The organism is Cnuibacter sp. UC19_7, from assembly GCF_042699995.1.
Taxonomy (GTDB): Bacteria; Actinomycetota; Actinomycetes; order Actinomycetales; family Microbacteriaceae; genus Cnuibacter.
In genome coordinates, this window is sequence record NZ_CP170560.1 from 1,732,137 (window position 1) to 1,749,992 (window position 17,856).

The 17,856-nt window shown below is 71.9% G+C and carries 20 protein-coding genes; 12 read left to right on the forward strand and 8 right to left on the reverse strand.

The genetic code is table 11. From position 1 onward, the window contains the following. Positions 1-166 precede the first annotated feature (166 nt). The 3 genes from ACFJGV_RS08090 (at position 167) to ACFJGV_RS08100 (ending at position 2,288) form a co-directional block, all read left to right on the forward strand. A complete protein-coding gene (locus ACFJGV_RS08090; protein ID WP_378148181.1) occupies positions 167-1,402 on the forward strand; it encodes a hypothetical protein in 1,236 nt (411 codons plus the stop codon). Between the two features lie 149 nt (positions 1,403-1,551). Beyond that, positions 1,552-1,929: a YidH family protein gene (locus tag ACFJGV_RS08095; protein WP_378148182.1), complete on the forward strand. Its 378-nt coding sequence runs from the start codon at positions 1,552-1,554 to the stop codon at positions 1,927-1,929. Further along, entirely contained in the window at positions 1,926-2,288 is a 363-nt protein-coding gene (locus ACFJGV_RS08100; RefSeq protein WP_378148184.1) for a DUF202 domain-containing protein, read from the forward strand. The genes ACFJGV_RS08095 and ACFJGV_RS08100 overlap by 4 nt, the downstream gene beginning before the upstream one ends. 15 nt (positions 2,289-2,303) lie before the next feature. Here ACFJGV_RS08100 and ACFJGV_RS08105 read toward each other — a convergent pair whose 3' ends face one another. Continuing rightward, positions 2,304-2,801: a MarR family winged helix-turn-helix transcriptional regulator gene (locus ACFJGV_RS08105; protein ID WP_378148186.1), complete on the reverse strand. Its 498-nt coding sequence runs from the start codon at positions 2,799-2,801 to the stop codon at positions 2,304-2,306. A 99-nt stretch (positions 2,802-2,900) separates the two neighbouring features. On the opposite strand from ACFJGV_RS08105, the gene ACFJGV_RS08110 reads away from it, so the two are divergent. Further along, positions 2,901-3,692, forward strand: coding sequence for an SDR family NAD(P)-dependent oxidoreductase (locus ACFJGV_RS08110; RefSeq protein ID WP_378148187.1), 792 nt, complete (start codon positions 2,901-2,903; stop codon positions 3,690-3,692). Between the two features lie 55 nt (positions 3,693-3,747). On the opposite strand, the gene ACFJGV_RS08115 is transcribed toward ACFJGV_RS08110, so the two are convergent. From ACFJGV_RS08115 to ACFJGV_RS08130, 4 genes are all read right to left on the reverse strand, one after another. Beyond that, positions 3,748-4,581 carry a class II glutamine amidotransferase gene (locus tag ACFJGV_RS08115; protein WP_378148189.1) on the reverse strand — a complete coding sequence of 278 codons (834 nt, stop codon included), beginning with the start codon at positions 4,579-4,581 and terminating at the stop codon, positions 3,748-3,750. 56 nt (positions 4,582-4,637) lie between these two features. Next, entirely contained in the window at positions 4,638-5,825 is a 1,188-nt protein-coding gene (locus ACFJGV_RS08120) for an ABC transporter substrate-binding protein (RefSeq protein ID WP_378148191.1), read from the reverse strand. Between the two features lie 74 nt (positions 5,826-5,899). Beyond that, the gene (locus ACFJGV_RS08125) at positions 5,900-6,520 is read right to left on the reverse strand and encodes a flavin reductase family protein (RefSeq protein ID WP_378148193.1); all 621 of its coding nucleotides are present in this window, start codon (positions 6,518-6,520) and stop codon (positions 5,900-5,902) included. Beyond that, positions 6,510-7,694 (reverse strand): DUF1989 domain-containing protein, encoded by a 1,185-nt coding sequence (locus ACFJGV_RS08130; RefSeq protein ID WP_378148194.1) that lies wholly within the window; start codon positions 7,692-7,694, stop codon positions 6,510-6,512. Before ACFJGV_RS08130 ends, ACFJGV_RS08125 begins: the two co-directional genes overlap by 11 nt. Positions 7,695-7,801: 107 nt before the next feature. On the opposite strand from ACFJGV_RS08130, the gene ACFJGV_RS08135 reads away from it, so the two are divergent. Beyond that, a complete protein-coding gene (locus ACFJGV_RS08135; protein WP_378148196.1) occupies positions 7,802-8,494 on the forward strand; it encodes a GntR family transcriptional regulator in 693 nt (230 codons plus the stop codon). 176 nt (positions 8,495-8,670) lie between these two features. Here the strand turns inward: ACFJGV_RS08135 and ACFJGV_RS08140 are convergent, their stop codons facing one another. Then, the gene (locus ACFJGV_RS08140; protein ID WP_378148198.1) at positions 8,671-9,402 is read right to left on the reverse strand and encodes a PolC-type DNA polymerase III; all 732 of its coding nucleotides are present in this window, start codon (positions 9,400-9,402) and stop codon (positions 8,671-8,673) included. A gap of 174 nt (positions 9,403-9,576) precedes the next feature. Continuing rightward, positions 9,577-10,479: an SDR family oxidoreductase gene (locus tag ACFJGV_RS08145; protein WP_378148199.1), complete on the reverse strand. Its 903-nt coding sequence runs from the start codon at positions 10,477-10,479 to the stop codon at positions 9,577-9,579. Positions 10,480-10,571: 92 nt separating this feature from the next. Here ACFJGV_RS08145 and ACFJGV_RS08150 point away from each other — a divergent pair, with 92 nt between their 5' ends. Continuing rightward, on the forward strand, positions 10,572-11,135 hold the full coding sequence (locus tag ACFJGV_RS08150; protein WP_378148200.1) for a TetR/AcrR family transcriptional regulator: 564 nt from the start codon (positions 10,572-10,574) through the stop codon (positions 11,133-11,135). 162 nt (positions 11,136-11,297) lie between these two features. Here ACFJGV_RS08150 and ACFJGV_RS08155 read toward each other — a convergent pair whose 3' ends face one another. Beyond that, the gene (locus ACFJGV_RS08155) at positions 11,298-12,095 is read right to left on the reverse strand and encodes a DeoR/GlpR family DNA-binding transcription regulator (protein ID WP_378148201.1); all 798 of its coding nucleotides are present in this window, start codon (positions 12,093-12,095) and stop codon (positions 11,298-11,300) included. Between the two features lie 72 nt (positions 12,096-12,167). Between ACFJGV_RS08155 and galT the strand changes: the two genes are divergently transcribed. The 6 genes from galT to ACFJGV_RS08185 all read left to right on the forward strand — a co-directional run bounded on the left by galT (position 12,168) and on the right by ACFJGV_RS08185 (position 17,853). Then, positions 12,168-13,310 (forward strand): galactose-1-phosphate uridylyltransferase, encoded by a 1,143-nt coding sequence (galT, locus tag ACFJGV_RS08160; protein ID WP_378148202.1) that lies wholly within the window; start codon positions 12,168-12,170, stop codon positions 13,308-13,310. Beyond that, positions 13,307-14,569: a galactokinase gene (galK, locus tag ACFJGV_RS08165; RefSeq protein ID WP_378148204.1), complete on the forward strand. Its 1,263-nt coding sequence runs from the start codon at positions 13,307-13,309 to the stop codon at positions 14,567-14,569. Before galT ends, galK begins: the two co-directional genes overlap by 4 nt. Further along, positions 14,566-15,528 carry a UDP-glucose 4-epimerase GalE gene (galE, locus tag ACFJGV_RS08170; RefSeq protein ID WP_378148206.1) on the forward strand — a complete coding sequence of 321 codons (963 nt, stop codon included), beginning with the start codon at positions 14,566-14,568 and terminating at the stop codon, positions 15,526-15,528. The genes galK and galE overlap by 4 nt, the downstream gene beginning before the upstream one ends. A 175-nt stretch (positions 15,529-15,703) precedes the next feature. Then, positions 15,704-15,913: a hypothetical protein gene (locus ACFJGV_RS08175; protein WP_378148208.1), complete on the forward strand. Its 210-nt coding sequence runs from the start codon at positions 15,704-15,706 to the stop codon at positions 15,911-15,913. Positions 15,914-16,045: 132 nt separating this feature from the next. After that, positions 16,046-16,489 carry a MarR family winged helix-turn-helix transcriptional regulator gene (locus ACFJGV_RS08180; RefSeq protein WP_378148210.1) on the forward strand — a complete coding sequence of 148 codons (444 nt, stop codon included), beginning with the start codon at positions 16,046-16,048 and terminating at the stop codon, positions 16,487-16,489. Beyond that, on the forward strand, positions 16,486-17,853 hold the full coding sequence (locus ACFJGV_RS08185) for a cryptochrome/photolyase family protein (protein WP_378148212.1): 1,368 nt from the start codon (positions 16,486-16,488) through the stop codon (positions 17,851-17,853). The genes ACFJGV_RS08180 and ACFJGV_RS08185 overlap by 4 nt, the downstream gene beginning before the upstream one ends. The last annotated feature ends 3 nt before the right edge of the window (positions 17,854-17,856 follow it).

Consider the following 17,856-nt stretch of genomic DNA (forward strand, 5'->3'; position numbering starts at 1 on the left):
CCTCTTGCGTCCTTGCGTGGGGTGGTGCGTGGGTCTGTAAACGTTTACGGAAACGTTTACACTGATCATAGCGGTCGGCGCGGGAGATGCAAGCCCGCCCCCATCCGTGACCCGATGGTGACCTCTCCCCATCGCGCTCCCCGCGTGCCCGGGCCACACTGCGAGCATGAGCAGCGAGAGCGTACCCGGCGGAGGACAGCGCACGCGCGGGCGCGTGGTGATGTGGATCGCGCTGGCCGTGGTCGTCGCGCTCGTCGCCGCCGCCGTGGTCGTGTGGGCGGCGCTCCGCACGCGCGGCGGACCCGTCGAGGTGGTGCGCGAGTACGTCGACCTCATCGCCGCCGGCGACGCGGTCGGGGCCTCGCAGCTCGTCGACCCCGCGCAGTACACCGGCTACGACGGCGGGTCGGGCCCCGACTCGGCCCTCGACTCCTCCGCTTTCGTGTCGGCGGGCGCCGAGGTCACCGCATCCGACGCCCTCGTGCTCGACCCCGACATGATGGCGGTGGTCGCAGGCCAGGCGTCGCAGCGGATCGAGGTGAGCGACGTCGCGCTCGACTACGGCGACAGCGCCGACATCCCCGTCGGGGAGACGGTCGACGTCGAGGTCGACTACAGCCTGCGCGGGGTCTCGAGCACCGCGCTGCTGCGGGCGGAGCGCCTCGACGACACCTGGTTCGGGTTCACGCGGTGGCGGGTCGTCGACCCGCTGCTGGTGCCGCTCGTGGTGCAGTCGAACGCGCCCGAGCTCGGGCCGGCCGTGGTGCGCGCCGACGAGGATCAGGAGGAGCGCCCCCGCACCGCGAGCGAGCCCGAGCCCGCGCATTCGGCCGTCGAGGTGCCCGCCGAGATCGACCTCAGCGGACCCGATGCCGAGGGAGCCTCCCAGCGCGCGACCCTGCTCTACCCGGGGGTCTACCGGATCGGCGGCACCACCTCGACGTACCTCACCGCCCCGGCGAAGTCGGTCGTGCTGGCCGGCGCAGCTGCCACGTCGACCGCCTCCGAGGTGTTCGGCGACGTGGTCTCGACCAGCCTGTGGTTCGCGCCCACCCCGGCGCTCAGCGACCGGATCTCCGACGAGGCGACCGCATTCGTCGCCTCCTGCCTCGCAGCGATGCCCAGCCCGCCCGCCGCCTGCCCCGACGAGCTGCGGGCGCGCGCCGGCTCCGCCACCGACGTGGTGCTCGACGACGCCCCCGTGCTCGACGACATCACGAGCTACCAGACAGAGCACGTCGACGGCGTCGCCACGGCGCCCGCCCTCCGCGCGACCTTCACGACGGGCCGCGTCGACTTCACGTCGGACGACGGCCGCCGCGACGACGCGATCTTCTTCCTCTACGCCTGGGTGCACCCCGAGGGCGACGACGTCAGGATCGAGTTCCGCCCGTCGCTGTAGCCTCGCGCCTCGCGGCGCGAAGGCTCGAGCACACCCGGAAAGAGCGGTTGCACGGGCGCGCGAGCCGCGCTTTCCGGGTGCACTCGGCCCAGCGCGGAGCCCTGGGCGCCCATCGGGCGGGATACTGGAGGCGGCGGAAGGAGCCGACGATGAGTGACGACCACGCAGGCCGGCCGCGCCGCTTCCCCGCCTCGGTGTTCGGCCGCGGCAGCGAGCCGGATGCGCGCTTCAGCCTCGCCAACGAGCGCACCTTCCTGGCCTGGATCCGCACCGGCCTGGCACTCCTGGCAGGCGGCGTCGCGCTCGAGGCCCTCGGACTCGGCATCCACCCCGGGTTCCGGCTCGCCGCCTCGCTCATGCTCATCGTCGCCGGGCTGCTCACCCCGCTGCAGGGCTGGTTCGGCTGGGCACGCACCGAGCGTGCTCTCCGCCTCGGCGCCCCGCTGCCCAGCGCTCCCCTCGCACTGCCGCTCGCGGTCGTCGTCGTCGTGGTCGGGGTGCTCGTCCTCGTCGGAGTGCTCGTGTGACCATCTTCGACCCCGGACTCCAGCCCGAGCGCACCGCGCTCGCCTGGCGACGCACTGCACTGGCCTTGCTCGTGGGCTCGATGGTCGCCATGCGCATCCTGCCCGAGGTGCTCGGCGCGTGGGCGGTGGTGCTCGGTCTCGCCGGGGTGATCGCGGCGGGGGGACTGCTCTGGGCCGTGCACCGCCGCTACCGCACGCACCATCGGATGCTGGTCGAGGAGGGCGAACGCACCACGCTCGCCGGCGGGCGGCTCATCGCCGCGATGACCCTGTTCTGCGTGCTCGCCGCGGCGCTCACCCTCGTGCTCGTCATTGTGATGGCCGCCACGGGCCAGTCCCTCATCCCGCTCGCGCGCTGAGCCGCACTCCGTCTGCTACGCGGAGGGGGCGGGCGGCCTCCACGCGCTCTCGTCGCGGAGAGACCGCTGGATGCGGCGCGTGATCTCGCGCAGCTGGCGCTTCTGCGCGGCGGTGAGCGCGTCGAGCACGAGACGGTGCACGTTCTCCTCGTGCGTCGGCGTGGCCCGCGCGAACACGTCGCGCCCTTCCGCGGTGAGCGTGACGACGATCGAGCGCCCGTCGAGAGGATCGCGCGACCGCGTCGCCCACCCGCGCGACTCGAGCCGGGTCACCGCGCGCGAGAGACGCGAGATCGAACTGCGCGCATAGCCCGCCAGCACGCCGATCCGGAGGCTCTGGCCCTCGGCGCCCGCCAGGGCGTAGAGGATGCCGTACTCGAAGTGCGTGAGCTCGAACGCCTTCTCGAGCGGCTCGTCGAGCGCCGGCGGGAGCCACTCCAGGACGGTCGCGAGCGAGGCCCAGGTCTCGAGGTCGTCGCCCTCCAGCGCGCGAGGGGTCGGCGGCGTCTGCATCCCCTCAGGATAGCGCCGGGCGCTGGATTCATTTGCTCAGTCAAGCATCCATGGATCTAGAATGCTTGACCGAGCAAACAATTGAAGGAGCTTCGCACCATGGATACAGGCCTCGCCGGACAGCGCGCGTTCGTCAGCGGATCGACCCAGGGCATCGGCAACGCCATCGCCCGGGGACTGCTGCGGGAGGGAGCCGAGGTGATCGTCAACGGCCGCAGCGAGGCACGGGTGGCGGGGGCGGTGAGCGCGCTCCGTGCCGAGCACCCCGGTTCGGTGGTCACGGGCCTCGCCGCGGATCTCGCCGACGCCGACGAGACGGCTCGGATCGGCGAACGGATCCGCGACGTCGACATCCTCGTCAACAACGTCGGCCTCTTCGGAGTGGCCGGCTTCCTCGACGTCTCGGATGAGGAGTGGGCGACGTACCTCGACGTCAATCTCATGAGCGGGGTGCGCCTGTCGCGAGCCGTGCTCCCGGTGATGCTCGACCGCGGGACCGGGCGCATCCTCTTCATCAGCAGCGAGTCGGGCGTGAACGTCCCGGCCGACATGATCCACTACGGCGTGAGCAAGGCGGGCATGATCGCCCTCGCCAACGGGCTCGCGAAGCTCACCCGCGGCACGGACGTGACGGTCAACACCATCCTCGGCGGTCCGACGTACTCGGAGGGCGTCGCCGGCGCCGTCGAGCACGTCGCCTCCCTGCAGGGGTTGGACACCGAGACGGTGAAGGCGGCGATCGCGGCGGGCAACACGACGTCGCTGCTGGGCCGCTTCCTCGAGCCCGACGAGATCGCGCACCTCGCCGTCTACCTCGCCAGCCCGCTCGCCTCGGCCACGAACGGCGCCGCCCTCCGGGCCGACGGCGGGGTGCTCACCGCGATGCTCTGAGACCTCGGCGCGGAGCGGCGCGGAGCGGCACCGCGGAGCGCGGTGCCCTCCTCGCTCAGCGCAGGAAGGGCTCCAGGCGGCAGCCCGTCCGGTCGACCACGACGACCGTCGACTCGGGCACCTCGATGAACGCGCCGGGCAGATCGCTGAGCGGCTCCGACACCACCACCCGCGCGCCCTTCGTGAACACCTTGAGGCGGTCGAGGTCGGGATAGGTCTGCTGCAGGGTGCTCACGTCCTCCGAGTAGAAGAGCGTGCGCGAGTCGTGGATCGACGAGTAGCGGAACGCCCAGATGGTCGTCCCGTCCGACACCGCGAAGGTCCCCTGCACCGGATGCGGGATGCTCAGCTCGTCGCCGATCCGCTCCACCTCGCGGAGCGTGCGGCTCATCGCCGCGAGGGGGTCCTCCCGGAGCCCGTGCGTGAGGGCGAGGTAGAAGAGGACCTCCGAGTCGGTGGTCCCCCGCACCTCGGGGAACAGCGCGGGATCGAGGAGGAGGAGCAGCTCCCGGCGCATCCGCGTGAAGCCCTGCAGCGCCCCGTTGTGCATGAACAGCCAGTTCTCGTGCCGGAACGGGTGGCAGTTCGTGCGCTGGATGGGCGGGCCGCTCGCCGCGCGCACGTGAGCGAAGAACAGTGGCGTCTCGATCGCCCTCGCGACCTCGCGCAGGTTCTCGTCGAACCACGCGGGCTCGACGCTGCGGAAGAGCGCCGGTGCCCCACCCGGCACCCCACCCGCCGGATACCACCCGATCCCGAACCCGTCGCCGTTCACCGTCTCCTTGCCGAGCGGCGAGTTCAGCGACTGGGCGACGAGCGAGTGCGGGGTGTCGAGGATGAGCGTCGACGGATGCAGCGCCTCGCCCGCGTAGGCGACCCATCGGCACATCCGCCCCACCTCCTCGTGGGCCCGACCCTAGCGCGGCCGGGCCCACGAGCGGAGGATCAGAACCCGATCGAGGTGTCGATGAACTCGTTGGTGGCGATCGAGTCGGGGGTGAGCCCGGCGGCGGGCGCGGTGCCCTGCTCCTCGAACAGCGGGGTGGTGATGTCGATGATCTTCTGGATGCGGTCCATGTCAAAGTCGCCGACGGTGCTGTTCGATCCGTTGCCGACCAGGCCCAGGTCGACCTGGGTCTTCGCCGAGTACGCGGCGACACCGGGCGTGTAGACCCAGCCGTTGTCGAACTGGTCGACCGCATCCACGATGAGGTCGTTCGTCGCGCTGGGGTCGGCGTAGTAGTCGACCGTGGCCTGCTGGACGATCGGCACGAGCTTCTGCAGGCAAGGGCTCAGCGTCTCGAGGTCGCCGGTCCGCACCGAGAGGGCGGAGGCGTAGATGGGGTAGCCGGCGTCGTGGATGAGCTGGAACGCGACGGGCTTGTCCCATGCCGACAGCTCGTTCTCGTACACGTAGGGCTCCACGGTCGCGAAACCCTGCTGCGCGTCCTTGCCTCCGGCCGCGATGAAGTTCGCCGGCGTTCCGTCGTAGCTTCCGTCGACATGCGACGCGGGCAGGATGCCGGAGCCCATCAGGTACTCCATGTACGCCGAGCCGCCGAAGTAGCGCACGACGGCGTCGGTCTTCCCCAGGTCGGCGATGGTCTTCACGTCGGGGTAGGTCGTCGGATCCCACATGATGATCTGCGGGCCCACCTCGAACGGCGCGAAGACGGCGGTGGTCGGCATGTCGGCCGAGAGCTGCACGGCCTCGTCGGTGTTGGCGTAGCCGAGCGTGATCGACGGGTCGGTGTACTGCTGGCTCGTCACCGTCTGGAAGCCGATCGCGGGGCCGCCGGAGCGCACCTCCACGTTCACGCCGGTATACTCGCCGCCGGCCATGAGGGGCCCGGACACCGCCTTCTTGTCGGCGTCGATCACCGGGTCGGGGCCGATGAGCTGGTAGAGGTTGCCCTGCTCCGCCTCCGGGTTCCAGTCGGTCTGGATCACCACCGTCGCCGGACACACGCCCGACAGGTCGACGGAGCCGATCGCGAGGTCGGATGCCGCGGTGGCGCCGGTCGAGCCGGCTCCGCCCGAGCAGGCGGTGAGGGCGGCGGCGAGGCCGAGCAGCGCGGTGCCTGCGGCGAGGCGGGTGACGCGGCGGGCGGATGGGCGGGAGAGCGTGGGCATGGGGGCCTCCGGTGCGGACGGTGGTGCGGGATGGGTGGTGGGGACGTGCTGGCGTGGTGCGGGACGCGGCGTGTTCAGGTGAGCGAGTCGATCGGGGTGGACAGGGCGCCGACCGCGAAGCGGTCGCGGGTGGTGGTGTAGAAGCTCGCGCCGAAGCGGGCCACGGGGTGGTAGTCGCCGAGCCGCACCCGCCAGGCGTCGGTGTCGATGAGGTCGAGGCGGGTGTGGAGCGACAGGATGCGCCCGAAGAAGACCTCTCGACTCTCGGTCTTGAGCTTCTCGTGCAGCACGCACTCGAACGCGACCGGCGCATCCGGGATCGTCGGCGGACCGACGACCGTCGAGGCGATCGTGCCGAGCCCCACCGCGTCGAGCTCGCTCGATCCGGCCGGGAGCCGCTCACCGCATCCGTCGGCGGCCTCGACGAGCGGCTCGTCGACCATGTGCACGACGAACTCGCGGTCGCGGTCGATGTTGCGGGCGGTGTCCTTTTGAGCGCCGCCGGCCAGCCGGTTCAGGCTGATCATCACGAGCGGCGGCTCCTCGCCCACCATGCAGAACATGCTGAACGGGGCCGCGTTGACGACGCCACCCTCGTCGAGGGTGGTGACGAGCGCGATCGGACGCGGCACGATGAGGCTCGCCATCAGCTTGTAGCGCTCGTACTCGCCGAGCTCGGTGAAGTCAATGTCCATGGGTCGCGGCCCACCACGAGAACAGCACGTCGCGCAGCCCCGCCCCACGTGCGCCGTAGCGGGCGGAGAGGCCGTCGTCCCACATCCGTTCAAACAGGGCCGCCGTCTCGGGGTCGAGCTCGACGGTCTCGACGCTGGTCACGACCGCGTCGGTGAGGAACGCGGGCACGTAGGAGGGGTCGCGGTGCAGCGCCCGCTCGGTGCGGATGCGCGGCTGCGTGAAGTCGGCAGGCGCGCGCTGCGAGTCGTACTCCCAGAGGTCGGGCACCGCCGCGAGATCCGCTTCGGAGGCACGGAAGCGCTGCACCAGCACGGGCTTGAGGGAGTAGTTGCTGGTGGGCTGCACGTCCGATCCGCAGATGTTCGGCACGGCGAGCACGTCCATCACCGCGAGCAGCTCGACGTGGTCGCCGGGGGCGGTGTCCTGTCGGCGGATGCGCGGCATGCCGTCGACCACCTCCGTCGACATGAAGAGGTTGAAGGAGTCGTGCACGTCGTCGGGCGTGAGGCCGTACTCGCGCTGCGCCTCGGCCTGGATGTCGGCGCAGTTCGTGTGCCGCGTGAACCCATACACCGACTCGTACATGTTCGCGCTGCAGCGCGGGAAGAGCACATCGTTGCAGCCCACGCTGTCGGCGAGGATGAACATCATCGCCCGCTCGCGCGGCGGCGCCGACCAGAGGAAGTCGCCCGTCGTGGGGTTGATGCCGTGCAGCGTGCGGGTGCGGCCCGTGTGGAAGGCCTCGCGGTAGTCGGCCAGGCTGAAGCAGTTGAAGTCGAGGCACTGCGAACCCTCGATCTGCTCGAGGCGGAGCACCTCTCCGGCGGCCATCTCGATCGCCCGGCCCGTGCTCGGCTCGAGCACGAACTCCTCGAGGAGCTCCCGCTCGATGCCCGGTGAGGTCGTGAGGTCGTCGCGCCAGGCGCTCTTGCGCCGGGTGGTGGCGGGCATCGGGAGGCGGGAGAACTCGCCCGTCGTGGTCTCGCGGATCGCTCGCGCGGCCAGCTCGGCGAGGTCGGATGCCTCGCCTGCGATCGTCGAGCGGGCGACGGTCTCCTGCTGCTGGGCGGTGAGGGCGAGCTCGATGGTCCGGCTCGGGGCGTTGTCGACCGCGGTCGTGGTCGCGGTGCTGCTGCCGGTCGTGGTCGCGGTGCTGCTGGCGGTCGTGTTCATCGATCCGTTCCTCGTGGTGTCGGAACAGTATGCCGTCATGGATGTTTCGGTATACTGTTCTCTTGTGTTTCGAGTACGTTAATTCCTGCGTGCTGTATCCTGCTCGCATGACCGACGCGCTCGATCCGACCGCCTCGAAGAGCGGCACGGCGTACACCGCCCTGCGCGACGCGATCATGGAGAACGCGCTCAAGCCGGGAACGAAGCTGCCCGAGGATGCGCTGGGCAGGAGCTTCGGCGTGAGCCGGACCCTCATCAGGTCGGCGCTGCAGCGCCTCGCCTCGGAGGGGCTCGTCGAGGTGGGCCGCACCAAGTCGGCGCGCGTCGCCGAGCCGAGTCGCGAAGAGGCCCACGAGGCGTTCGCGGTGCGCCGCGCGCTCGAGCGCGCCACCGTCGCCACCCTCGCCCACGACTGGCGGACGGAGTTCGAGGCGCCCCTCCGTGAGCACATCGAGGCGGAGCGCGAGGCGTCCGCGGCGGGAGACCACCGGCGGTCCGTGCGGCTCGGCGCCGAGTTCCATCTGCTGCTCGCGCAGCTCACCGACAACGCGCTGCTGCTGCGCTACCTCTCAGAGGTGGTGTCGCGGTGCACGCTCATCCTCGCGGTGTTCGGGCACTCGCACCCGCAGACGGAGGGGTTGCTCGAGCACGAGGAGCTCGTGGAGGCGATGGCCGCGGGCGACGCGGAACGCGCCGCCGCGATCGTGGACGGGCACATCGAGGCGGTCGAGGAGCGAGCGCTCGGCGCCGAGGAGCCGGGCGGCTCGCTCGACGAGGTGCTCGCGCGCTACCGGCGCTGAGGCCTGCGCCCCGCGCGGGCGCGGGCGCTCCACCCCGCAGGGCGGCTGGCCCACCGCACGGCCCCCCGGAGTGGATGTGACGGCCCTGGCGGCTTCGGGGCGCGGAACGTCGCCACGAGTGGCAGATCCGCTCCCCGCCGGGAGCGTGTAAGCGGCGGCGGCGGCGCAGCAGGGCGCTAGACGAACGTGGGGACGCGCGGGCCGACTTCGACGGCGGGAAGGCCCGCCGCGGCTCGGGCGATCTCCCGCGGCATCCAGGGAGCCCGGCCGTCGGAAACGGACACCGACGAGGGAACGGCGCTCCGCGCATCCCGCACCTGCTCGGCCGGGAACGGCGGCCAGGGCGACGCGGCGGCGCGGTCGAGGCGCGCATCCCACCAGGCGCGGTCGCCCGAGCTGGCGATGTAGCACTCGAGGAGGGTCGCCGTGGCCCGGGCGTCGGCCGAGGCGCGGTGGGCATCGCGGAGGTCGATCCCGAACACCTCGCAGCACGCCCGCAGCGAGCGGCGGGAGTCGGGCAGGAAGTGCCGCGCGAGCTGCATCGTGCAGAGCGACACGACCGGGCCTGGCGTGTACCCCGCGGCGAGGAGCTCGGTGCGGAGGAACCCGAGGTCGAACCCCGCGTTGTGCGCCACGATCACGCGCCCGGCCAGCAGCTCGACGAGCCGGGGCGCGATCTGCCGGAACGTCGGCGCGTGCGCGACCTCGCGCGACGAGATGCGATGGATGCGCGTGGGCCCCACGACCGGCCCCGCATGGATGAGCGTGTCGTGCTCCTCGGTGACCGCCCCGTCGCGGTCGCTCAGCACGACCCCGATCTCGATCGCCCGCGACCCCCGCGCGGGCGACAGCCCCGTCGTCTCGAAGTCGATGACCGCGAACCCGCGGCGTGCCCTGCTGTCGTCCATCCTGCGCCCGACGCTAGGCCCACCCTCCGACACCGCCCTCCGCGCTCCGCCCGGCCCTCCGGCCCGGCCGCCCGCGCGAACACACCCAGAGAACACGGCTGCCGCGCGCAGCCACCCGCGTGTCCTTGGGGGCATTCGGCCCCCACCGGCCCCGGCGGGCACGCTCGGCGCGCGCTACGCGTCGAACCAGTGGCCGTCCGTGAGGTCCTCGGCGAGGGTGGGGCCCGTGGGGGTCCAGTGGAGCCACTCGCGGGTGAGGGTGTTGCTCGCCGGGAGGTCACTGCCGATGAAGGCGCCGAGCCAGCCGAAGTGGGCCCCCGCATCCGCAGGGTCGATCGACGCGGTGGGCACACCCAGCCGCCGTCCGACGAGCTCGGCGATGTCGCGGATCACCACCGCCTCCTCGCCCACGCCATGGAGCGCCGACCCGGGCCCCGCCGACTCGAGGGCGAGGCGCACGAGGCGCGCCGCATCCGACACGTGGACCGCCGACCAGCGGTTCGCGCCGTCGCCGACGTAGCCCGCCACGCCGGTTCGCCGCGCGACGTCGACGTACTCCCCCACGAAGCCGCGCTTGATCTCGTCGTGCACGGTGGGCGAGAAGCGGACGACGGAGCTGCGCACTCCGCGGTCGGCGAGCCCGAGCACGTACCGCCCGTTCGCGGCGCGGTCGCCGTTCGCGGCGGAGGCGGCCGGATCCGGATCGTCGGTCTCGAGCGCCAGTCGGCCGGGCGCGACCCCGGCGGTGCCTCCGGCGATCGACAGCGGCTTGCCCGTCCCCTCGAGCACGGCCGCCATGGCCTCGAGCACGGCGCGATCGAGGGCGACGTTCTTCGGGAACTCGGTGAAGACGTGGCGGAAGGCCATGTGGGCCACGCCGTCGGCGTCGGACGCGCTGGCCGCGAACGTCTCGGGCTCCTCGAGCGAACCGCGGAGGGCCGAAGCACCCAGGGCCCGGATGGCGTCGGCCGACTCCTCGGAGCGCGCCAACCCGACGACCTCGTGGCCGTGCGAGAGCAGTTCGGTGGTGACGGCCGACCCGATGAATCCGGATGCGCCGGTGACGAAGATCTTCATGATGACTCCATTCATGTCAGTGTCTGACATCAGCACCGTACACCTGTTGTCAGCGTCTGTCATCACTGATCGGAACGACGTAGGATCGGGGCATGGGACGTTGGGAGCCGAACGCGCCCGGCCGCCTCACCGTGGCCGCGCTCGATCTCTACGTCGAGCGCGGGTACGAGCAGACCACCGTCGCCGAGATCGCCGCCCGCGCCGGTGTGACCGAGCGCACGTTCTTCCGGCACTTCGCCGACAAGCGCGAGGTGCTGTTCGACAGCTCGAGCGGGCTCGTCGAGCTCCTCATCGAGGAGACCGCCGCGGCGCCGGTGGACGCGTCGCCGCTCGAGGCCATCCAGTTCGCGCTCGAGGCCGCGGCGGAGCGCTTCTTCGAGAAGCGCGGGGAGTTCGCGCGCAAGCGCCAGCGGGTCCTCGCCGCGAACCCGCCGCTCGCCGAACGCGAGCTGATGAAGCTGACCGCGTTCGCCACCGCGATGGCGGGCGCCCTCCGCGATCGCGGTGTGCCGGCGATGGCCGCGCAGATGGCGGCCGAGGCCGGGATGGTGGCCCTGCGCGTCGCCTTCACCCGCTGGGCCGAGGGCGATGACGAGCGCCTCACCCCCCTCCTCCGCGAGGCGTTCGCCGACCTCCGCGCCGCCCTCTCCCCCTGAGCCGAGCCCGCGCCGCGCCCGCCCGAGCGTGCCAACTCCGGAATTCCGGCGCGACACGCCCGCGGATCTCCGGAGTCGGCTCAAAGAGGGCCGAATCTCCGGAGTTAGCCCCCGGATCCGCGCCGGGCCCCGCCCGCCGCGCCGCCCGCCCCCTGGGGCGGGCTACGCCTCCAGCAGCACGGCGCCGGCGGCGCGGAGCGCGGCGAGCGCACCGGGCGGAGCCTCCGCCCCCGTGATCACGCGCTCGAACTCGTCGAGCCGCCCGACCACGCCCACGTGGGCGCGCCCGAGCTTCGTCGAGTCGGCGACCACGACCGCGGACCCGGCCGACTCCAGCATCGCCCGCTTGAGCTCCGCCTCCGGGAGGTTCACGTTCGTGACGCCCGCCGCCGCTTCCACCCCCGTGCATCCGATGACGGCGAGGTCGGCACGGATGCGCCCCAGCACCGCCGACGCGTACGGTGCGACGAGCGAGTGCTGCAGCGGGCGCAGCGTCCCGCCCGTCACCACGACCGTGAACCGCGGGATGGCGCGTTCGAGCGCGAGGGCGATCGACAGCCCGTTGGTGATGACGACGACGTCGTCGAGGTCGTCCCGCTCGAGCAGCGCGTCGGCGACGGCGGCGGTCGTGGTGCCGACGTCGAGCAGCACGCTCATCCCGCTCCGCACGAGGGAGGCCGCGGCGACGCCGATGCGTCGCTTCTCGTCGGACGAGGTGTCCTGCGCGGTCTCGAACGACCGCTCGAGCCGACGCGGCCCGCCGCGCAGCACTGCCCCACCGTGCACGCGTTCGAGCGCTCCCTCGGCCTCGAGCGCGCCGAGGTCGGTGCGCACCGTCACCTCGGAGACCCCGAGTGCGCGGCTCAGGTCCGCCACCCGGGCGAACCCGGTCTCCGCGACCAGCGCGAGCATCTCGGCGCGACGCAGCGACGCTGATCCCTCCTGAGACGACTCGACCACACCACCGATCTTACGAAACAGAAAGCGGATGCGCGACTTGACTTGCGCATCCGAAAGTGACGTAATCATGGTGTGACCGCAGACCTACTCACCGGGGGCATCACGAAGCGGGCGACGCGTCTCTCCGACGGGCGCGAGCTGATCTACTTCGACGACGCCGACACCACCCTCGACCCCGAGCGCGCACCCGACCAGCGCGACCCCGCGCCGCGACCGCCCGTGGCCGAGATGCGGCAGGATCCGCTGACCGGCGAGTGGGTGTCGATCGCGGCGGCGCGCCAGAACCGCGTGATGCTGCCACCCGCGCACCTCGATCCGCTCGCGCCGAGCACGCCGGGGAACCTCACGGAAGTGCCGAGCCGGTACGACGTCGCCGTGTTCGAGAACAAGTCGCCGTCGTTCGGACCGGACCTGGCCGAGGCGAACGACCCCGGCCGCGAGCGCGAGCTCGCGTCCCTCGCAGACATCGGCCTCGGCCGCACGAAGACCTCCGTCGGTCGCTGCGAGGTGGTCTGCTTCAGCCCCGAGACCGACGGCTCGTTCGCGACGCTCTCCCCCAGCCGCGCCCGCACCGTGGTGGAGGCGTGGGCTGACCGCACGGCCGCGCTCTCCGCGCTGCCGGGTGTGCAGCAGGTGTTCCCGTTCGAGAACCGCGGTGAGGCGATCGGGGTGACCCTGCACCATCCGCACGGCCAGATCTACGCGTACCCGTACGTCACCCCGAAGACGGCGGCGCTCATCCGCTCGATCGACCGCTACGGGCCGACGCTCTTCGACGACGTGCTCGCCTTCGAGCAGGCCTCCGACCGGATGCTCGTGCACGGTGAGCACGTGAGCGTCTACGTGCCGTTCGCCGCGCGGTGGCCGATCGAGATCCACCTCCTCCCCCACCGGCAGGTGCCCGACCTCGCGGCGACCACCCCCCAGGAGCGCGACGAGATCGCCCGCCTGTACCGCCGGGTGCTACGCGCACTCGACCGCGTGTACGACACCCCCACGCCGTACATCGCCGCGTGGCATCAGGCTCCGGTGGCTGCGCACCGCGACGACATCCGCCTCATGCTGCAGATCACCTCTCCGCGACGGGCGGCCGACAAGATGAAGTTCCTGGCGGGATCCGAGTCGGCGATGGGCGCCTTCATCGGCGATGTGCCGCCCGAGACCACGGCGCGGATGCTGCGCACCGCCCTCGACGAGATGGACGACGACGAATGAGCACCGACGACGAGCCCACGACCGCAGCACACGCGGCGAGCGCGACCCCGACCGCGGCCCGCGCGGCGACACATCCCGCCCCGAGCCCCCAGCTCGTCGCTGACGCTTCGCGCGGCTTCGAGGGGCGCTTCGCCGCCTCCCCCACGTCGCTGTGGGCGGCCCCCGGGCGTGTGAACCTGATCGGCGAGCACACCGACTACAACGACGGGTTCGTGCTCCCGTTCGCCATCGACCGGCACACGGTGCTCGCCGTGCGACAACGTGACGACCGTGTGCTCCGTGTGGCGAGCGCGATCTCCGACGAGACCGTCGAGGTCTCCCTCGACGACCTCACGGCGGATGCGGTGGAAGGCTGGTCCGCGTATCCGCTCGGCGTGATCTGGGCGGCCGGCCGAGCGGGTGTCGACCTCGAGGCGGTGACGGGGCTCGACCTGTACTTCGCGTCCGACGTGCCCGTCGGCGCGGGACTGTCGTCGTCGGCGGCGATCGAATGCGCCACCGCCGTCGCCATCGACTCGCTGTGGGACCTCCGCCTCGACCGCTCGAGCCTGGCCCGGATCGGGCAGCTCGCCGAGAACGAGGCCGTCGGAGCCCCCACCGGCATCATGGACCAGTCCGCGTCGCTCCTCGGTCGCGCCGACTCGGCCGTGCTGCTCGACTGCCGCTCGCTCGACGCGACCGTCGTCCCGCTCGGCCTCGGCGACGAGGACCTCGTGATCGTCGTCATCGACACTCGTGTCTCGCATGCGCACGCGACGGGCGGATACGCCGACCGGCGGGCGGCCTGCGAGCGCGGAGCGGCCGTGATGGGTGTGACGAAGCTGCGTGACCTCGCATCCGACGACCTCCCGCGCGCGGAGCGCCTCCTCGACGACGAGACGTTCCGCCGCGTGCGGCACATCGTCACGGAGGACGAGCGCGTGCTCGCCCTCGTGCGGCGCCTCGCCGAGTCGGGTGCCGCCTCCGTCGGCGACCTGCTCGACGCCTCCCACGCCTCCATGCGCGACGACTTCGAGATCTCGGTGCCCGAGCTCGACCTCGCGGTGGAGACCGCGCGGTCGGCGGGAGCCGTCGGGGCGCGGATGACGGGGGGCGGCTTCGGCGGATCGGCGATCGCGCTGGTGCCGCGCACCTCCGCCGCGGCGGTCGGCGACGCGGTGCGAGCGGCGTTCGACGCCGCCGGGTATCGCGAGCCCGGTATCTTCGAGGTCGTGCCGTCGGCGGGTGCCGGGGCCGTGGCAGACGGGGGATCACGATGAGCTGGCTGGTCACGGGCGGCGCGGGCTACATCGGCTCGCACGTCGTCGTCGCCCTGCAGGATGCGGGGCTCGCGCCGGTGGTGATCGACGACCTCTCGTCGGGCCACCGCGGCTTCGTGCCTGCGGACGTGCCGTTCGTCGAGGGCAGCATCCTCGACCGCGCCCTCGTCGCCGAGGTGCTGCGTTCGCATGAGGTGGCGGGCGTGATCCACGTCGCGGGCTACAAGTACGCCGGGGTCTCGGTGCAACGACCTCTGCACACGTACGAGCAGAACGTCACCGGTACGGCGGTGCTGCTGGGCGCGATGGAGGAGGTCGGCGTCTCGCGGATCGTGTTCTCGTCGAGCGCCGCCGTCTACGGCACACCCGACACCGACCTCGTCACCGAGGACACCCCGAAGTCGCCGCAGTCGCCGTACGGCGAGTCGAAGCTCATCGGCGAGTGGCTTCTGCGCGACCAGGGCGTCGCCACCGGCCTCGCCCACACGTCGCTCCGCTACTTCAACGTCGTCGGATCCGGTCGCCCCGACCTCTACGACACCAGCCCGCACAACCTCTTCCCCCTCATCTTCGACGCCCTCCTCGACGGACGCGCGCCCCGCATCAACGGCCAGGACTACGACACTCCCGACGGCACCTGCGTACGCGACTACATCCACGTCGCCGACCTCGCGCTCGCGCACGTGGCGGCGGCGCGCGCGCTGGCCGCCGGTTCGTCGCTGCTGCCCGCGTACAACCTGGGCTCGGGCGACGGCGTGTCGGTGCGGCAGATCATGGATGCGGTCGCCGAGGTCACCGGGATCGCGTTCTCACCCGAGATCGGCCCCCGTCGGCCGGGTGACCCCGCGCGCATCGTCGCGTCGGGCGAGCTCGCCGCCCGCGACCTCGACTGGCGGATGCGCCACACCCTCCGCGAGATGGTCGCCTCCGCCTGGTCGGCCCGCCGCGCCCACTCCTGACCCGCGCCCGAGGGGTGCGTGCCCGCGCTCGCTCCCGCGCGTGCGCGCCGCACCCGGAGCATCGAGTGCTCAGGTCTGGCGCCATCCCGCGCACCTTCGCGCCCTTTCTGGGCACTCGATGCTCCGCGGCCCACAGCTTCACCCCGCGTTCACCGGGGCGGCCTACGCTCCGAGCGTGAGTGAGACGAACTGGAGCAAGGAGGCGCTCGAGGCGCGCATCGACGCCGCGATGCTCCTCGATCCGCGCCGTCACCGGGTCACCCCGGAGCGGGCGCAGCTGAAGCTCGAGTTCGCCCGCATCGTCGCCGCCGTCGACTCGGGGCGGATGACCAGCGTCGAGGCGCGCCTCCGTTTCGACGGCCTCATCGCTGACGTCAGCGCCTGAGCCCCGCCGTCGAGCCCTTAGCTCCCGCACAACCCGGGCCCTGTGCGGAGTTTTCCACAGGAGCTGAGCGATGGTCATGACCTGCACCGAGCCCATGGCAGAATGGACCGACTCGGCAGCAGGGAGGTGCTCATGGCCGACCAGATCTCACCGGTCTCCGCCTGGGAGTCGCTCTTCCGGGCACAGGTCACGGTGATGCGGCAGCTCGCGTCGGAGTTCCCGACCGGCATCGTCTCGCTCAACGAGTACGACGTGCTCTTCAACCTCTTCATCCAGCCCGAGCGGCGGCTGCGCATCCGCGACCTCGGCGAGAAGGTGCTGCTCACGCAGCCCAGCATCTCCAGGCTCGTCGACCGTCTCGTCGTCCGTGGCTTCCTCGCGAAGAGCGACGACCCCAGCGACGGTCGCGGCACCCTGGTGCAGCTCACCGACGAGGGCGCACGCATGTACCGCGAGGCCGCGGTGCTGCACGCGCGCTCGATCTCGCAGCACATGACCCACCTCGATGCAGACGAGCAGCGCGAGCTGGCTCGTCTGTGCGACAAGCTCCGCACGGGCGTAGCGTCGGAGAGGTGAGCGACCCCACGAGCATCGTCTGGTTCCGAGACGATCTCCGGGTGCACGACAACCCCGCTCTGCACGAGGCGGTCGAGCGCGGTGGGCCGATCGTGTGCCTCTACATCCTCGACGAGGAGTCGCCGCGCATCCGCCCCCTCGGCGGCGCCTCGCGCTGGTGGCTGCACCACAGCCTCGAGGCGCTCGCCGACTCGCTCGGCGAGGTCGGCCTGTCGCTCACCCTGCGGCGCGGGCCGGCGCAGGCGGTGGTCGACGAGACCGTCGACGAGACCGCAGCGTCCGCCGTCTTCTGGAACCGCCGCTACGGCGAACCCGAGCGCGACGTGGATGCGGCGCTCAAGGCATCACTCCGCGAGCGTGGCCTCGAGGTCACGAGCTTCCAGGGCACGCTGCTGCACGAACCGTGGGCGGTGCTCACCGGCCAGGGCACGCCCTACCGCGTGTTCACCCCGTTCTACCGCGCCTGTCTCGCGCAGCAGGCGCCGAGGTTGCCGCTGCCCGCGCCGCACGACGGGCTCCATCATCGGCGCATCCCGTCCGACGAGCTGTCGAGCTGGCGGCTGCTGCCGACGCATCCCGACTGGGCCGGCGGCCTCCGCGAGCGGTGGACACCGGGCGAGGAGTCGGCGCGGGCCACCCTCTCCGAGTGGCTCGAGTCGGGTGGTGCGGGCGACTACGCCGACGAGCACGACCTCCCCGCCGAGGACTCGACGTCGCACCTCTCCCCCCACCTCCGCTTCGGCGAGGTCAGCCCGTTCGAGGTGTGGCGCGCGGTGTCGCAGCGGCGGTCGGGCCACCGCTCCGAGGCTGAGGGAGCCACGTCGTACCTGCGGCAGATCATCTGGCGCGAGTTCGGGTACCACCTGCTCTTCCACTACCCGCAGATCACCACCGAGAACCTCCGCACCGAGTTCGACCGCTTCCCGTGGCAGCCCGCCGACGACGCCCCTCTGCGAGCCTGGCGCACGGGCCGCACCGGCATCCCTCTCGTGGATGCGGGCATGCGCGAACTCTGGACCACCGGCTACATGCACAACCGGGTGCGCCTCGTGACCGGATCGTTCCTCGTCAAGAACCTCCGCATCCACTGGAAGACGGGCGAGGAGTGGTTCTGGGACACCCTCGTCGACGCCGACCCCGCCAGCAACGCCCTCAACTGGCAGTGGGTGGCCGGATCCGGGCCCGACGCGGCCCCCTACTTCCGCGTCTTCAATCCGGAGCTGCAAGCCACGAAGTTCGACCCGCACGGCGAGTACGTCGGCCGCTGGGTACCCGAGCGCGGCACCGACGCGTACCCGGCTCCGCTCGTCGACCTCGCGGAGTCGCGCCGCGCCGCCCTCGACGCGTACGCCTCCATCCGCTGAACC

Excerpts from the sequence above, each read along its gene's own strand:
- galK (WP_378148204.1), top strand. The coding sequence starts at position 13,307 with ATGAGCACCGACGACGAGCCCACGACCGCAGCACACGCGGCGAGCGCG.
- ACFJGV_RS08135 (WP_378148196.1), top strand. The coding sequence starts at position 7,802 with ATGACCGACGCGCTCGATCCGACCGCCTCGAAGAGCGGCACGGCGTAC.
- ACFJGV_RS08180 (WP_378148210.1), top strand. The coding sequence starts at position 16,046 with ATGGCCGACCAGATCTCACCGGTCTCCGCCTGGGAGTCGCTCTTCCGG.
- ACFJGV_RS08145 (WP_378148199.1), bottom strand. The coding sequence starts at position 10,479 with ATGAAGATCTTCGTCACCGGCGCATCCGGATTCATCGGGTCGGCCGTC.
- ACFJGV_RS08140 (WP_378148198.1), bottom strand. The coding sequence starts at position 9,402 with ATGGACGACAGCAGGGCACGCCGCGGGTTCGCGGTCATCGACTTCGAG.
- ACFJGV_RS08120 (WP_378148191.1), bottom strand. The coding sequence starts at position 5,825 with ATGCCCACGCTCTCCCGCCCATCCGCCCGCCGCGTCACCCGCCTCGCC.
- ACFJGV_RS08095 (WP_378148182.1), top strand. The coding sequence starts at position 1,552 with ATGAGTGACGACCACGCAGGCCGGCCGCGCCGCTTCCCCGCCTCGGTG.
- ACFJGV_RS08115 (WP_378148189.1), bottom strand. The coding sequence starts at position 4,581 with ATGTGCCGATGGGTCGCCTACGCGGGCGAGGCGCTGCATCCGTCGACG.
- ACFJGV_RS08105 (WP_378148186.1), bottom strand. The coding sequence starts at position 2,801 with ATGCAGACGCCGCCGACCCCTCGCGCGCTGGAGGGCGACGACCTCGAG.
- ACFJGV_RS08150 (WP_378148200.1), top strand. The coding sequence starts at position 10,572 with ATGGGACGTTGGGAGCCGAACGCGCCCGGCCGCCTCACCGTGGCCGCG.
- ACFJGV_RS08130 (WP_378148194.1), bottom strand. The coding sequence starts at position 7,694 with ATGAACACGACCGCCAGCAGCACCGCGACCACGACCGGCAGCAGCACC.
- galE (WP_378148206.1), top strand. The coding sequence starts at position 14,566 with ATGAGCTGGCTGGTCACGGGCGGCGCGGGCTACATCGGCTCGCACGTC.
- ACFJGV_RS08110 (WP_378148187.1), top strand. The coding sequence starts at position 2,901 with ATGGATACAGGCCTCGCCGGACAGCGCGCGTTCGTCAGCGGATCGACC.
- ACFJGV_RS08125 (WP_378148193.1), bottom strand. The coding sequence starts at position 6,520 with ATGGACATTGACTTCACCGAGCTCGGCGAGTACGAGCGCTACAAGCTG.
- ACFJGV_RS08090 (WP_378148181.1), top strand. The coding sequence starts at position 167 with ATGAGCAGCGAGAGCGTACCCGGCGGAGGACAGCGCACGCGCGGGCGC.